The 14,218-nt window shown below is 56.9% G+C and carries 11 protein-coding genes, 3 pseudogenes and 1 other annotated feature; of the genes and pseudogenes, 7 read left to right on the forward strand and 7 right to left on the reverse strand.

The annotated features are described in order from the left end of the window. Nucleotides 1-242 precede the first annotated feature (242 nt). The 3 genes and pseudogenes from EC839_RS21835 to glnQ form a co-directional block, all read right to left on the reverse strand. Nucleotides 243-1,465, reverse strand: a protein-coding gene (locus EC839_RS21835; RefSeq protein WP_085984312.1) for an IS3 family transposase whose coding sequence is annotated in 2 segments (ribosomal slippage) — nt 243-1,180 and nt 1,180-1,465 — 1,224 coding nt in all. Because the reading frame shifts where the segments join, the coding sequence is not laid out codon by codon here. After that, nucleotides 1,071-1,187 (reverse strand) — a sequence feature (AL1L pseudoknot). It overlaps the preceding gene by 117 nt. 47 nt (nt 1,466-1,512) lie before the next feature. Next, nucleotides 1,513-2,795, reverse strand: a pseudogene (locus tag EC839_RS21840) (NAD(P)/FAD-dependent oxidoreductase). After that, nucleotides 2,795-3,120: pseudogene (glnQ, locus tag EC839_RS21845) on the reverse strand (glutamine ABC transporter ATP-binding protein GlnQ); the annotation flags it as partial. The pseudogenes EC839_RS21840 and glnQ, both read right to left, overlap by 1 nt. Here glnQ and EC839_RS21850 point away from each other — a divergent pair. From EC839_RS21850 to EC839_RS21875, 6 genes and pseudogenes are all read left to right on the forward strand, one after another. Next, a pseudogene (locus tag EC839_RS21850) lies at nt 3,116-3,331 on the forward strand (IS3 family transposase); the annotation flags it as partial. The pseudogenes glnQ and EC839_RS21850 overlap by 5 nt on opposite strands. A gap of 40 nt (nt 3,332-3,371) precedes the next feature. Beyond that, the gene (locus EC839_RS21855) at nt 3,372-4,919 is read left to right on the forward strand and encodes a hypothetical protein (protein WP_132833156.1); all 1,548 of its coding nucleotides are present in this window, start codon (nt 3,372-3,374) and stop codon (nt 4,917-4,919) included. 408 nt (nt 4,920-5,327) lie between these two features. After that, nucleotides 5,328-5,858: a hypothetical protein gene (locus EC839_RS21860; RefSeq protein WP_017641163.1), complete on the forward strand. Its 531-nt coding sequence runs from the start codon at nt 5,328-5,330 to the stop codon at nt 5,856-5,858. Beyond that, nucleotides 5,855-6,916 (forward strand): conjugal transfer protein TraF, encoded by a 1,062-nt coding sequence (traF, locus tag EC839_RS21865; protein ID WP_081594589.1) that lies wholly within the window; start codon nt 5,855-5,857, stop codon nt 6,914-6,916. The genes EC839_RS21860 and traF overlap by 4 nt, the downstream gene beginning before the upstream one ends. Then, nucleotides 6,900-8,330: a conjugal transfer protein TraH gene (locus EC839_RS21870; protein ID WP_017641165.1), complete on the forward strand. Its 1,431-nt coding sequence runs from the start codon at nt 6,900-6,902 to the stop codon at nt 8,328-8,330. Before traF ends, EC839_RS21870 begins: the two co-directional genes overlap by 17 nt. Beyond that, nucleotides 8,330-11,419, forward strand: coding sequence for a conjugal transfer protein TraG N-terminal domain-containing protein (locus EC839_RS21875; RefSeq protein ID WP_017641166.1), 3,090 nt, complete (start codon nt 8,330-8,332; stop codon nt 11,417-11,419). Before EC839_RS21870 ends, EC839_RS21875 begins: the two co-directional genes overlap by 1 nt. Nucleotides 11,420-11,446: 27 nt before the next feature. Here EC839_RS21875 and EC839_RS21880 read toward each other — a convergent pair whose 3' ends face one another. The 3 genes from EC839_RS21880 to EC839_RS21890 all read right to left on the reverse strand — a co-directional run bounded on the left by EC839_RS21880 (nt 11,447) and on the right by EC839_RS21890 (nt 12,894). Next, entirely contained in the window at nt 11,447-12,226 is a 780-nt protein-coding gene (locus EC839_RS21880; RefSeq protein WP_132833157.1) for a hypothetical protein, read from the reverse strand. A 114-nt stretch (nt 12,227-12,340) separates the two neighbouring features. Continuing rightward, nucleotides 12,341-12,637: a hypothetical protein gene (locus EC839_RS21885; RefSeq protein WP_017641168.1), complete on the reverse strand. Its 297-nt coding sequence runs from the start codon at nt 12,635-12,637 to the stop codon at nt 12,341-12,343. Then, on the reverse strand, nt 12,634-12,894 hold the full coding sequence (locus tag EC839_RS21890; RefSeq protein WP_132833158.1) for a hypothetical protein: 261 nt from the start codon (nt 12,892-12,894) through the stop codon (nt 12,634-12,636). Before EC839_RS21890 ends, EC839_RS21885 begins: the two co-directional genes overlap by 4 nt. 62 nt (nt 12,895-12,956) lie before the next feature. Here EC839_RS21890 and EC839_RS21895 point away from each other — a divergent pair, with 62 nt between their 5' ends. After that, on the forward strand, nt 12,957-13,259 hold the full coding sequence (locus EC839_RS21895; RefSeq protein WP_037064001.1) for a hypothetical protein: 303 nt from the start codon (nt 12,957-12,959) through the stop codon (nt 13,257-13,259). Nucleotides 13,260-13,485: 226 nt separating this feature from the next. On the opposite strand, the gene EC839_RS21900 is transcribed toward EC839_RS21895, so the two are convergent. After that, entirely contained in the window at nt 13,486-14,166 is a 681-nt protein-coding gene (locus EC839_RS21900) for a heavy metal response regulator transcription factor (protein ID WP_017641170.1), read from the reverse strand. Nucleotides 14,167-14,218 lie beyond the last annotated feature (52 nt).

Consider the following 14,218-nt stretch of genomic DNA (forward strand, 5'->3'; position numbering starts at 1 on the left):
CGGTGAAATCAGGCGAATCTAAATCCGCGAGATAGGAAGATTGACCAAGCGGTCTTATTTTTAAGACAAGCGGTTATGTATGGCCATTATATGACCCATGGCTCGTAGGTCATGCGGGCTTAGCAGGACCAAAGACACAAACGCAATAATCGGTGCTGGGCGATTGGAATTAGGAGCCCTCTCGTGAAGCACAAGCCTAACATTGAATCACCCCGGGTTTCGTGGAGGCCGTTTCGTTTAAGTCAGGCCGCCACGGCCTGATCTGTTTGCTGCTGGTGGAAGTTTGCCTCAGCCTCCGCAGGCGGGATATAGCCGATTGAGCTCAGCAGGCGTTGGTGGTTGTACCAGTGCACCCATTTCAAGGTCGCCATTTCGACGGCTTCGCGGCTCTTCCATGACTGACGGTAAATCAGCTCGGCCTTGTACAGCCCGTTGATGGTTTCGGCCGGGGCGTTATCGTAGCTGTCTCCCTTGCTACCCACCGAGGGCTCTATACCGGCCTCTGCCAATCGCTCAGTGTAGCGAATGGAGACGTACTGACTGCCACGGTCGCTGTGATGGATCAGCCCACCTGTGCAATGCGGCTGACGGGCATACAGGGCTTGCTCCAGGGCATCCAGTACGAAGTCTGTCTTCATGCTAGTACTGACTCGCCAGCCGACGATCCGGCGTGCAAAGACGTCGATCACGAACGCCACGTACAGCCAGCCCTGCCAGGTCGATACATAGGTGAAGTCCGACACCCACAACTGGTTCGGGCGGTCGGCATGGAACTGGCGTTGGACGCGATCCAGCGGGCAAAGAGCCTTGTCGCCAGCCACCGTTGTGCGCACGACCTGGCCACGCCTTATGCCCTGTAATCCAGCACGACGCATCAATCGCTCTACCGTGCACCTGGCAGCTGCGATGCCTTCTCGCCGTAACTGCTTCCAGACCTTCACTGCGCCATAGCACTGCATGTTGGTGTCCCATACGCGCTGGATTTCCATGATCAATGCGTCATCGCGTCGAGCGCGGCAGCAACGTAATTCGGGGTTGCGCTGCTGGGCCGCATGCCTACGGTAACCGGACGGGGCGATCTGTAAGACGCGGCAGATCGACTCGACCCCAAGACGGTCACGGTACTGATCGATAAAAGCCCTCAGGACTTGGTGCGGCGGTCGAGCTCCGCCTGGGCAAAATACGCACTGGCCAGACGCAGAATTTCATTGGCTTTGCGCAGTTCGCGGTTCTCCCGCTCCAACGCCTTGATGCGTTCGCGCTCTTCGGTTGTCGGGCCTGGACGCTGACCTGCGTCGGTCTGATGACGGCGAATCCAGCCATGCAACGCCTGCGCTGCACAGCCAATCTTCGGCGCGATGGCTTCAATGGCGGCCCACTCGGAGGGATAGTCGTTCAAATGCTCCAGAACCATGCGCACGGCACGTTCACGGACTTCAGGGGAGTAGGTCGTAGTCTTTTTCATGGCCTCATCTTCTCAAGAGTTGAGGCCTCCACGAAACCCGGGGTGATTCAGTACCAGGCAACTCCGGCGCCTATGTAAAAACGCTGCAAGCGGTGCAGCGGGATGGGGCTCAAGGGGCTGAGCGGATAGGGGAAGTCCGCTCCGGTGTCCGTCAGGCGGTTCGCCAGATTGGCGTCCGAGGCTGGTGCACAGGGCGATGCCACGGCCATTGCAACCAAGGGCCAGGGTGACCCCCGGCGCCGGTTCGTGCAGGTGCGGCAAGAAATCACGAGTGATGGCGATGCGTCCTGCCCAGCGATGGCCGTAGCGCGGCTTGCCGAGTTGAGGAAAAAGCAATTCCAGGGAACGCTCCAGATGGGCGAAATCACCCGCGCCTTGGGGATCGTCGAAATGGCCACGACCGCCCATCAATAGCCGACCCTCGGCATCGCGGCGCAGGTAGAGCAGCAAGCGTTGAGCGGTGGACGCGGTTTCGCCGCCGGGCAGGATGCTCGCCGCTGCCTCGCCGGTCACGGGTTCGGTGGCGACGATGAAGCTGTTGGCGGCGAGGATGGTCCGCTCCAGGCCCGGCCAGAGCGCGCCAGTGTAGCCTTTGGTGGCGATCACCACCTGCTCGGCGCTGACCGAGGAACCGTCCGCCAGGCTGGCCTGCCAGCGTCCATCCCGAGAATGGAGGCCAGTGACCGGGCTGCGCTCGTGCAGGCGCGCGCCCGCCGCCTCAGCCGCCCAGGCCAGGCCAGGCCACGCAGATAGGACAGCGGCTGGATGCCGCCGGCCCGGCCATCGCGCCAGCCGCCGGCGAAGGCCGTGGTGCCCATGCGGCTTTGCAGCGCCTCGGCGTCCAGGCAATCCGCGGGCACGCCACGGGTCTGCCACTTGCGGGCCCGGGCATGCGGCCCCGGCACGCCCTTGGCGGAGTAGGACACCTGCAGTCAGCCCTGGCGTACCGAGGTGCAGTGCATGCCATGGCGGGCGATGAGGTCGAAGACCAGGTCCGCGGCACCCGAGATGGCCGCGATCAGGGGCTTCGCTCGGGACGGGCCGAACAGCCGTTCCAGTTCATCGGATCGTACTTGAGGGTCGGATTGACCTGGCCACCGTTGCGCCCCGAAGCGCCCCAGCCCAGTTGGTGAGCCTCCAGCAGGCAGACATCGACACCGGCCTCGGCCAGATGCAGGGCTGTGGAAAGACCTGTATAGCCGCCGCCGATCACCAGGACGTCGGTGCGTTGGGTACCCTGGAGCGGCTGCAGGGGTGGGCCAGGGATGGCGGTAGCGGCCCACAACGAGGGCGGCAGCGGTTGTCCTGGGGAGAGACGGGCAGCATCCATCAGCGCGCACCCCCGCTGGGTGTCAGGACCCGGCGCAGGACGTCCTGGGTGCGAGGATGCTCGGGCGCACCGAGCACCTGCTCTGCCGGGCCGCTCTCGACGATGCGACCGCCGTGCAGGAAGCAGACGCGGTCTGCCACCTCGCGGGCGAAGCCCATCCCGTGGGTCACTCGTGGGTCACCACCACCATGGTCATGCCATCGGCGGCCAGGTCGCGCATCACCTGGAGCACCTCGCCCACCAATTCGGGATCGAGCGCCGAGGTGGGTTCGTCGAACAGCATGGCGGCCGGCTTCATGGCCAGGGCGCGGGCGATGGCTAACTGTCACGACAACGCGGTCGCGGAAAGCTTTTTCCAGTTGCTGAAGCGGGAACGCATCCGACGGAAAACCTACGGAACCCGCGAAGAAGCCCGCAGTGATGTGTTCGATTACATCGAGATGTTCTATAACCCAAAGCGCCGGCACAGCAGCGCTATGCAGCTATCGCCAGTGGAGTTTGAAAAACGCTATTTCCAGAACTTGGAGAGTGTCTAGGAAAGCTGGAGCGATTCAGCTCAACGAGTTGTGGACGAAGGTGGCAATCGTCCTGGCCAAGACTAATGATGAGTTTAGGGAGAATTTATTAGGCCTTGCTGACCGCCATTTTGCAGAGTCTGAAGCTGGTTTGACCAAAAAGTCTGGGGGTGATTCAATACGCCCATTCTCTCTCGAAGATATATGGCACGGGCATCTTCGTGAGGCGAGAGTCGATGATTCTAGTTGGCCTTGGGTGGAAATATTAGCTGAGCTGGATTTCGACAAGCTTTTTGGCTGGCTGGATCAGGCGAAAAATCTCTTATTAATAAATCGAGTACTCGATAGTCCAGAGCTTTATCACAACTACGATTTGTGGGAGCGGCTTACTCTTCAAGCTTCTCAAAGCTTTAAAGACGATGGGTCGTGGAGCGGGGCGCTATTGCTACCTAGCTTAGTGAGATACGGAAGCGCAACGATCATTAATATCGCCGATAGTCGTGAGTATCCACCTGAGGTGTTGAAGGCTCATGCACAATCATTGCTTAGCCGTTTCGTAGATGTCCTTTCAAGCAGGGCAGATTTTTTGGGATTGTTCAAGCGTTGGGGCATTTGGCTAACTCGGCAACATCTGAGGTTTCCTGACAAGAGCGTGCATCAAGAGCGAAGGTTGGAGGGTCAAGATATATTTTGGGCATTGGCTGACAAAGTCCGCTCTCCTTACTGTCCCGCTTTCTCCGATCAGTTGGATAGTTCTTGGGAACCGTGGGTTTACCAGTCCATGCAGGCTTTGCTACATTCAAGAGACCCTGAAAAGGTTCCGCCGCCTGATGTCAGTAGCTTTATCGAAGAGTGGAGTTTGACGCCGACCGAGTGGGAATCAGCGAAAGGGGATATGCTGAGGGCGCATATTCGTGAATATAATGAAAGTCTTCCAAACAGCTATGCATGCCGAGTGCTAGGATATTCTGTTGCGTTACGCAGCCAGTTTGCCACTGACTGGATCAATATGTGGGATTCAAGTTCGAGTGTTAGAGAGATTCTCGAGTTTCGCCCAACGTATAGGATTTCCGAGAAGTGGCGGCCTTCAGATGTTTCAGATCTGATGGGTACTCTAGTCGACGTAGGCCTCGGAATTTTAGACTGTAACGCGAATGAGCAGGAGCCGACCGATCCAGTTGCTCTCAAACAGTCCGCTGCGCTCTATAACGCGTTGTGGGAGGCTACTAATGAGATGATGAGTATCGATTTCTACGGAGAGGAGTTCTGGCAGGTTATGCAGCAGCATCTTGTCATTCGTCGTCTCCAATGGGCACTCGAGGCAGAAAGTGAAAATGGTGAAGATTACGCTAAATGGCTAAATGACACCGCTTATCCGACCGCACACGGGGCGCTTGCCCTGTTATCAACTAATTCGTCTTCCTTTATTTCTGTGCTTCCGTTGCTTCTGCAGAATAACATCCCGAAAAAAGACTTAAAGGAACTGATTAGGAAGGCGGGCATCGATTTAAATCCTATTGCCGATAGCGCAGCTAGATTTCGTGATGGCCCTGAGAGGAAGCTCAAGATTAACTCCGGACACGTCCGTTTGATCAACGACCTAGCTTAGTCAGGAATGATCTCAAGTTTTGGGCTTTTTCGAACAGTCCGGCGAGCTTCCGAGGGAAGCTCGCGTTCTTAGTGGCTCTCCTTCCGTGCTGGACCTCGTCGCTCCAAGTGCCCGTGGTTAGCGATGCTGATTTTACAGCGGGTGTCGCATATGGCGCCCACCTGTTCCTGTTGCTCTATTGCCGTGAAGAAGCTCTTTCACGAGGGCTTTTTTGGGCTCGCTGGTCGGGCGTCGCTACCCCGCGGTGATGCATTACCCGGCTTTGGTGGCCGATCGCTATAGGTCACACCGCCTCCATCTTTCACGGCTGAAGCGTTGTTAGCGCCCTAAAAGGGAGTGAATCGAACGCTTTTGGTCCGCGCGAATCCCTAGCCTTGTGTGCATCGAATCAATCCTCCGGATGCGCGCATGATCTTGTCCGTCGCTACGCCCGAAGCTGTCACGAGCTCGTTCACCCCCACATCCAGCCTATCGGGCCTGCTGGACACCTACGGCGACGTGATGACGCCGGAGCAGATAGCGGAGGCGCTGGAATACAGCGTCGGCTATGTCCGCAAGAAGATCGGCTGCGCCAAATTCCAGCACCTCCCTTGGGTAGCAGCGATCGCCCCACACCGGCGCCGGCAAGGGCTCAACTGGGTCTACGGCACGCATGGCGTTGCGTCCTTCCTGGACAGCCAGCGTAGCTCGCTGGAGAGCATTAGCGCCCCTTCGAAACATCTACCTAAGCTCCTGCAGGCGTATGGACCGTCGATGCCGGTCGCCCAGGTGGCTGATGCACTCGGCTACAGCGTTACCTACGTCAGCAAAAAAATCGGCAATGCCGACTATCAGCACCTGCCGTGGGTAAGCGCGATCGGATCGCACCGACGCAAACGAGGCTCGCGCTGGGTGTACGCGACCGTCGCGGTCGCCTTGTACCTGGACGGTAGGAAATGAGGCGCGCGCTTTTGGCTGTAGCCGTCGCTGCAGTACTCTCGCCGGCTGCATTTCCAGGTAACGCGAGCGCGGCGGACAACGCTGCGGATGGCGTGAAAGATTCTTTCGCTGCGCCTGGTAGCGAAAGCTTCTACCGCGGTAAGGCAGAGGGCTGGTTTTGGTACAAGGATCCGCCCGAGGAGGAGCCGGAGCTCGAGGTAAAGGCGCCTACCCCTCCTCCGCCCCCACGTGCGCCCATCCAGAAGGCTGAGCCACCGGCCCCTCCGCCGGCGCCGCCAGGGCCAGAGCTGTTCAGCGTCGCCTGGATCCGCGACAACCTGCCCAAGTATCGCGACCGCGCGATCGACAATCCAACCGATGCCAACGTGCAGGCCTACTACTACCTGCAGCGCGTGATGATGGACAAATCGTCCAAGTTCTCCGAGCGCTCCAGCCAGGTGATCATGCGTGATCCCTTCCTGGACGAGGATAGCCGGCGGCCGGTGGCCACCTACGCTGCCAATGCGCTTAATCGGGAAGTCTCGAACAACCGAGATAAGGTGCTCAAGGGCCTGGCCAACAAGGTCGGCCTCTTCTTCTTCTTCAAGGGCAATTGCGTGCTCTGTGCTGAGCAAGCGGCCGTGCTGCAGTCCCTCACCGCGGCCACCGGCATCCGGATCATCCCCGTCTCGCTGGATGGCGCGCCCCTCGACAACGGGCTGTTCGCGAATTACCGCACCGACGATGGCCAGGCCAAGAAGCTCGAGGTCTATCAGGCCCCTGCCCTCGCCCTGGCGATCCCGCCGGGCCGCACCGAGATCGTCGGTTACGGCGCCATCACGCTGGACGTGCTGTTCAACCGGGTCTTGATCGCTGCGCGCGAAGCCTCGCTTATCGACCAGAAGACCTTCGCCTCCACCCAGCCGTTCTTCGACAACGGCCTGCTGACCCTCGAGGACAACGACGGGCTCAGCCAAGACCAGATCGACCAGGACCCCGCCGCATTCGTTGAGAGCATGCGCCGCAAGCTCGCCCGCAAGACCATAGATGGAGAGGTGCCCCATGAGGCGCAGCAGTAAGCAGTCGTTGTGCGCAGCCGTGCTGGTTGCGGCCCTCGCGCCCCTGGGCGCCTACGCCAACATCGAGAGCCAGCTGGACTCGATGTTTAACTCGATGTCCAACAGCACAGACCCGGGCATGTACCAGACGGCGACTCGAGGCGTGGTCAGTGGCGGCTCGATGCGGATCCGGAATCAGATCGCAACGGCGCCGGTGGTCTCCTTCCGACCACCCTCCTTCCAGGCCGGCTGCGGCGGCATCGACATGTTCGCCGGCTCCTTCTCGTTCATCAACGCGCAGCAGTTCGTTCAGTCGCTGCGCTCCATTGCCTCCAACTCGGTCGGCGTAGCGTCGGGCTATGCGTTCAAGCTGGCGCTCAAGGCCATGGGGCCTACGGTGGAGAACACCATCGCCAACCTGCAGGAGACGATGCAGGACCTCAACGGCCTCATGTCCAATAGCTGCCAGCTTGCCCAGGGCCTGGTGACGGACGCGTTCTCGGCCTTCGAAGGTAAGGAGAATATGCAGACTGCCACCGGTAACACCATCAAGGGATTGGCCGATAGCTTCGGATCGCTGTTCTCCGGAAGCAGCAACTCCAAGTCGCCGATCGAGATGAAGACGGATGCCGGTAACGTAGTGAGCTGCGAGGACACCGGCAACGTCGTCTGGTGTGCAATGAAACAGTACAACAGCCAGCAGTTCTTCAAATACGGCTCTCAGCAGACCGACGAGCTCATCATGTCCTTCACCGGATCCGTGATCATTCCCGGGCTAGAGCAGGCTGAAGATGGAAAAGGCAAGGTGATCGTCACTAAGCCGCTGATGCCGACTGGCATCTCGCTGCAGGACATCGTCGAGGGTGTCAAGACCGAATCGGTGCCGGTCTATTCGTGCAAGGAAGATGCAGTCTGCCTGGAGCCGCAGCTCTCTAACCTGGCCTTCGACGGCCTGGCGCAAAAGATCATCAAGATCTTCAACGGATCGGGAAACTCCGTCGGCATCGTCACGAAGTGGGCGACGAATACCGGCACCTTTGGTTCTGATGAGACCGGCTTACTGAACATGATGCAAAAGCCCGGCTTCTCCGCGATGGTGCAACGCCTATCGCAAGGCAGCGAGTCGATGGCGAAGGGGTTTGTTACCGGCCATTCCAAGATGCTGGCGCTCGAGGGCGCCTACTCGCTCGTCAAGTCGTACATCGATACGGCCGAAGCCGTGATCACGAAAGGCAAGATGGTCGACAAGCTCGGCATGCCTGCCGGTGATTTTATCGGTAAGGCGAGGGAACGGCTGATGCAGGAATACCAGGTGCTGCTCACCCGGTATGGCAACGAGAATGACCTGCTGCTCGACTACCAGGCGCGCATGCGATCGCTTCCTCCGCCTGCGGCGTTTATCAACGTCGAGAAACCTGTGCAGGGGGGTGAGTGATGGAGTTCTCTATCTATTCCATTGGCTCCGCTACCTACCTGGAGAGCATCCTCAACGCCGTGGCCATGATCTCCGGGTCGGGCAGCATCGAGTCCCTCGCCAAGGTGGGGTTGTTGATCGGTACCCTGTTCCTGGGATTCCAGGCGGTCTTCAAAAACCAGGCTATCCCCTTCCAACAGGTTGGCGTGGCGCTGATCCTCTACATGGCGCTCTACGGGCCTACCGGGCGCGCCGTCGTAGAGGACGTCTATGACGGTACCGTCGTGGTGGTCGACAACGTGCCTATCGGTCCCCTCTTCGTGGGCTCCGTGGTCTCCAACATCGGCTACAAGCTCACCAAGGAGATGGAGCAGGCCTTCTCGACGCCGGCGATGACTACCTATGGGTTCGCTGATCCCCTCACCACCCTAATGAAGGTCCGCGGCGCGACGCGCAATGTGTTGGCTATGCCGTCTGTGATGGGCGAAAGCAACGCGGGCGGCGATTTCGTACGCTCATGGACGAACTACATCAAGGAGTGCACTTTGGTCGGTGTCGGGCGCAACATGACGGCCTATGGCGCCCTCATGCGCAGCAATAGCCCGATCGACGCTATGCGCTTCGATAGCGACGTTTACGGTACCGAGATTTACGAGGGCAAGACGGGTACAGGCACCTACTACAACTGTTCCCAGGCCCATACCCGGCTCAAGGCTCTCAGCGTCTCGGCACAGCCGGGCGTCATGGATGATGTCTCGAAACTAGCGTTCCAGAAGCCGGGCAAAGTCGTTACAGGTGACGATCTGACCACCCGCGTGGACGATGCGCTGCGTGGCCTGAATCTCCAGGTGGCGGATGCACGTGCCTTTACCATGGCGTCCATTCTGCTGCCGATCTTCGAGCGTGCGCCCGCCCAGAAAGCGCTGGAAGACCAGCAGAGTGCCTACGCGATCATGCTCGCCCAGGCTCAGGCGCAGCAGGCCACGCAGTGGGCCGCCGAAGGCTCGATGTTCACCCGGTACGTTCGCCCGTTCCTGACCTTCTTCGAAGGACTCATCTACGCAATCACCCCGTTGATGGCGTTCCTGCTCGTGATGGGCACGTTCGGCATGAATCTCATCACCAAGTACATCACCATGCTGTGCTGGATGATGCTGTGGCAGCCGATGCTCGCGATCGTCAACCTCTACACGAACTGGTACACCGGCACGGTCATGGAAGGCCTGCTCGCGACGACCAGCACGGTGACAGACGGCAACGCGCTGTCATTCGAGATGCTGAAGCAGATGCTGCCGGCCTTGGATAGCGCGATCGGGGTGGCTGGCCTGATGGCTTCATCGGTGCCAGTGATCAGCATGTTCCTGGTTTCCGGCAGCGCGTTTGCGTTGACGAGCATGGCCCAGCGCCTCGGTGGCACGGATCAGATCAACGAGAAGATAGTGACGCCTGACGTCGTGAAGCCCACCGAAGGTTTGGCGACTACGCCCTATATGACGAACGACTTCGTCAATGGCACTAGAGTTACCGGATCCGAAAACACCCGTGGCAACATCAATATTGGGCAGTCTCTATCTAGCGCAGCCCAGTCGCAGAAGTCTGTTGCTGAAGGAGCATCGGAAACCTTTACAAAATGGTTGACAAGTGCTTACGGTAAGCAATTTGAACAGGCAAAAAATATCAACGAACAGGCCGCAGTAGGCCGTAGCGTTGCCAATTCATTCGGGCTATCAAATGACGCAAGTTATCAAAACTCCGTTAATGAACTGCGCGCGCGGGGATTCAATCAGAATCAGATAGATGCGGTCACTGGCAGCATTGCTCTCGGGGGATCGGTCAGCGGCGGCCTAGGCCTTGGCAATATGGGAGGTAAAGAAGGGGCGGACGGAAAGGCTAAGGGCGGAATTGATTTTGGGGGTTCAGCACAAATCAATGGCACTACTCAAAGTTCGACTACGCGCAATGATGGTCAGAGCTCGAATGATGTAATGCAGGCAGCTAAAGCTGCAGGCTTAGTCGAGTCGATCTCAAACTCCTTGCGTCATGAAAACTCGTCAAGTCTTGCGACGTCATTCCTAGGATCAGAAAAGTTAGGTCTCAGCCAGTCGGATCAAGAAACATTGTCACGATCTGCCCAGCAAGCTATAAGTACGCAGAAGCAGTACACCGAAACTGCGGGCTATCTTCAGCAGTCTGGTTCCTCACTTTCGATGACACCAGATGCTTGGGCTGGAAAATTAATACGCGAAGGCAAGGCCGATGCTGTAGTTGCTGAAGCCGTCAACAACTATGGCTCGCAGATGAAAGAAGCAGAGCGACTTTTTGACACCGTTGATCCGAGTCGCAGGAGCGTCGCAGCTGCACTGCATACTCTGGCGAAAAACAATGACCTCGGTGTTCTAACGAGTGGCGTTTCCGACAGAGACATGTACACAAACCCAAGGCACAGTGGTGAGCTTGGAGATCAGCCTACCTCCCTTCAACACTCGAGCTTCACCAGCCTTCGCGAGCCGGCCGCGCGCGACCTAGACGCTGAAACATCCCGTGCTGGGCATTCTGTCAACGAAGGAAGTTTTGGAAGTCGATTTGATTCCGGAAACGCAGCCGCTCGCGACGAAAAGCAGGTCGAAGCAATTCATGATGGCCATAATGCCGATGTTAATAAGAAAGCCTACACGTTCGGTAATCGGGCGACCAGTGACGGCGTGTTCGAGGCGACAAGGCGTCTTGAAGAGAAAGGCAAGGGCTTGAGCGACCTTGGTGAGTCCGTTATGAGTGGCATTCCGCAGAAATTTATGAATGCACTAAGTAGCGCCGCGGGTACGCGTGGAAATATAGCTGAGTATCAAAATGAAGGCATGCGCCTTGGATTGGATAAGGATCAGGCGCATGTGTTTGCTGCTGCTCGAACCGGCGAGTTGAATAATAATGACCGGGGGGCATTCATGGAATATGCAAGGCATAGAGGATTCAACGACAACATGGCTTCGGGTATGTTTGATAATCTAGTTCAGGCCGGATTGAACGATAATGGGTCAAGCGCAGTTATCAATGATATTGTCGCGATTAACAACAGCGAAAAGCTAGATAGAGAGTTTGTTCTTGGTAGGTGAAGAAAAGGCTGCGAAAGCAGCCTTTTATCAAAGGTAACGGTCGGGTGCAGGTACTTCTGTCCCATAATTCATATTTCGCTGTACGTCTTCCGAGCTTCTCGCGATGCTTGGTGTGTAGGGGTCAGCAAGTACCGTATGGTCAATAGTGAACCTGTCATCCAGTGCGTCAGGAAAATGATTTATGCTATTGCTACCTGACTTGCATTTAAGGTCCATCACTAATGTTAGCGCGCTGGCTAGCGATAGCAATAAGGCCGACATGCCTGGATGATAGGCAATGGCGATAACGATGCAGCTAGCGAGCAGCGTCGCTGAAAGCAAAATCACATTTCTCCCACTACTCAACTTCGAGTTGGTGGCAGTGCCGAAAGAAGCTACCGCATACAAGGCCATTACTGCAAAGTATAAGTACTGGTCATGGTCCATCTTACTGCTATTGCAGTAGACAACGCCGTAGAGAGTGCCGAGTATAGCGATACCATGCCGCACAAGAGAAAGTGCTGCACTCTCTTTTAGATTGCTCTCAAGCTTCTCTATACGATGACGAAAGAAGTTACTCCAGCGTTTGGCAGTCTCTTGCTCCAAAAAGTCAACCGCGTTGATAACATAAGCAAGTTCTTCTTGAGTCGGATATGACTCCATGGCTATCGCCTTGAGCCGACCAACTGTGCGGGATATTGATGGAGGGATATTACTAAATCGATCAATCTCGAATTTTTCCAGACTCACTGCCGACGAAGGTAGCTTGAGATATCTCTCCAAAAGAGCTTCGGCTTTCCGAAATTCACCAGCGATAATCGGATGCATGATGCACCTCCTGATTCGATAGACCTATGGTATCGCAGGTCCCAAAAACGCAAGGGTCGCTAAGCCGCCGTTCGCGCCGCTGATGCGCCCTTCCCTCCGTGTTATGGGCCGCCGCTAAGGCGAGCCAAGCTCTGCGCCAGGCGCCGCTGCTTGATCGCGTGCGAGAAGGTTCGCCTCGAAATGGCCGATAGCCACACGCGCCGCCTCAGCAAAGCTTGCGATTGACAGGGCCACCCACAGGAGATGCGGTTCGGCCTCGTCGTCCAGATGATCGACTGACACCGCATAGGCGCCGCCCCAGCTGGATGAATCCTGGATCTGGACGCGTGTCGGTTTCCCGCAGTGCTGAAGCACGAACTCGGGGTCGCTAGTATCGGTCCCGGCTCGTTTCTTGAAGCTGTAGCTGGTCATGGGGCCATGCCGAGATAAGGGGAAAATTCACTCACATCTCTCCTACCTGATTGATTTATCGGGCCTTTTCCATGATGGGGATTTTTATGGAAGCATGACGAGATAACGGAGAAATTAAGACATTCAAACCATAAATGTTTGATTTCTAGGCTTTGTGTTGCTCTCACATGCTTGCGCATGTTCGCCCACCCCCAATAAATCTCAAGATATCCTTCTCCCCAGTGATGGTTCGAGGCGGCCTGCGCGACATCTTCCATTTTCGGTCTCGAATGTGGGCTCGATGGCAGCTGTAAACCTTCTCTCCTCGGAGGTGAGGATCATGCGGCACGTTGCAATGCAGCCAACGGAAACGACTTCAGACGTTACCTGTGACGCTTGTTGCCAAAGCACAAGTATTGAGGGCTATGGCCAGCAGTTTGGCGTTCTTCAAGCGTGTTGGAACTATGGTTCCAAGCATGATGGTGAGCGTTATGAGGTTCACCTCTGCGAGCCCTGCTTTTTCCGAACGCTGGCCATGCTACGTCGGGAGCGAATGGTTAACACCATGTTTGATGATGATCTTGACACCAATCAGGATGAGTTCGGTTTGGTGCGCAAGGATGATTTTTGGGCCGAAGGTTGAGTATGCCGGCCAAAGACCGGTTCGTAGCATCTCATTCACGACGATGCGACCCTGACAAATCCAGTCCGTCGGCGGCGTTGCTCCGTTGACGCCCGCCCAAGTTAAGGCGTGTCTGCTTCTGGCCCCGGTAACGGTTCATGGCTATCCGCACCGCCTTTGGCAAGCGGTGAATGCTCAATCAGCTTCAGTTGCAAGCCAGAAATACATGGTCTACTTCAGACCATCCCTAGCGGTCTGGCGCGTCGATCAAATAGCCCATCCCACGCGCGGTTTGTATGAGCTTAGGTTCGAACTCATCATCGATTTTTGCTCTCAGCCGTCGTACCGCCACCTCAATCACATTGGTATCGCTGTCGAAATTCATGTCCCATACTTGGGAGGCGATAAGTGACTTTGAGAGCACTTCCCCGCGACGCCGAAGTAATAGCTCAAGAAGAGCGAATTTCTTTGCAGTTAGGTCTATTCGTTTCCCCGATCGCGTAACCCGACGCCTGAGCAGATCGACCTCAAGGTCGAGGAGTTTGAGTATTGTTTGGTTGGGAGCATTATTGCCGCGGCGAAGCAACGTACGGATCCTTGCTAGCAATTCGGAGAAGGCAAACGGCTTGATGAGATAATCATCAGCGCCCAACTCCAATCCCTTTACTCGATCCTGAACCCCGTCTCGGGCGGTGAGAAAGAGCACGGGAACCTCATTACCGGCAGCGCGGACTTTCTGTAAAACCTGCCACCCATCCAGGCCAGGCATCATCACGTCTAAGATGAGCAAGTCGTATGTGGTATGAAGCGCGTGCTGAGCAGCATCGGTCCCGTTTTCAACTCTATCGACTGTGAAGCCTGCCTCTGAGAGCCCCTGCTGTAGGTAGGTGCCTGTTTTCGGCTCGTTTTCAGCAACAAGAAGCTTCATGAAAGTATTCCCTCCGGCATTTGGAACAGTGTGCCGATTGTCAGGGCGTGCA

The sequence above is a fragment of the Pseudomonas sp. JUb52 genome (assembly GCF_004341115.1).
GTDB classification, from domain to species: Bacteria; Pseudomonadota; Gammaproteobacteria; order Pseudomonadales; family Pseudomonadaceae; genus Chryseomonas; species Chryseomonas oryzihabitans.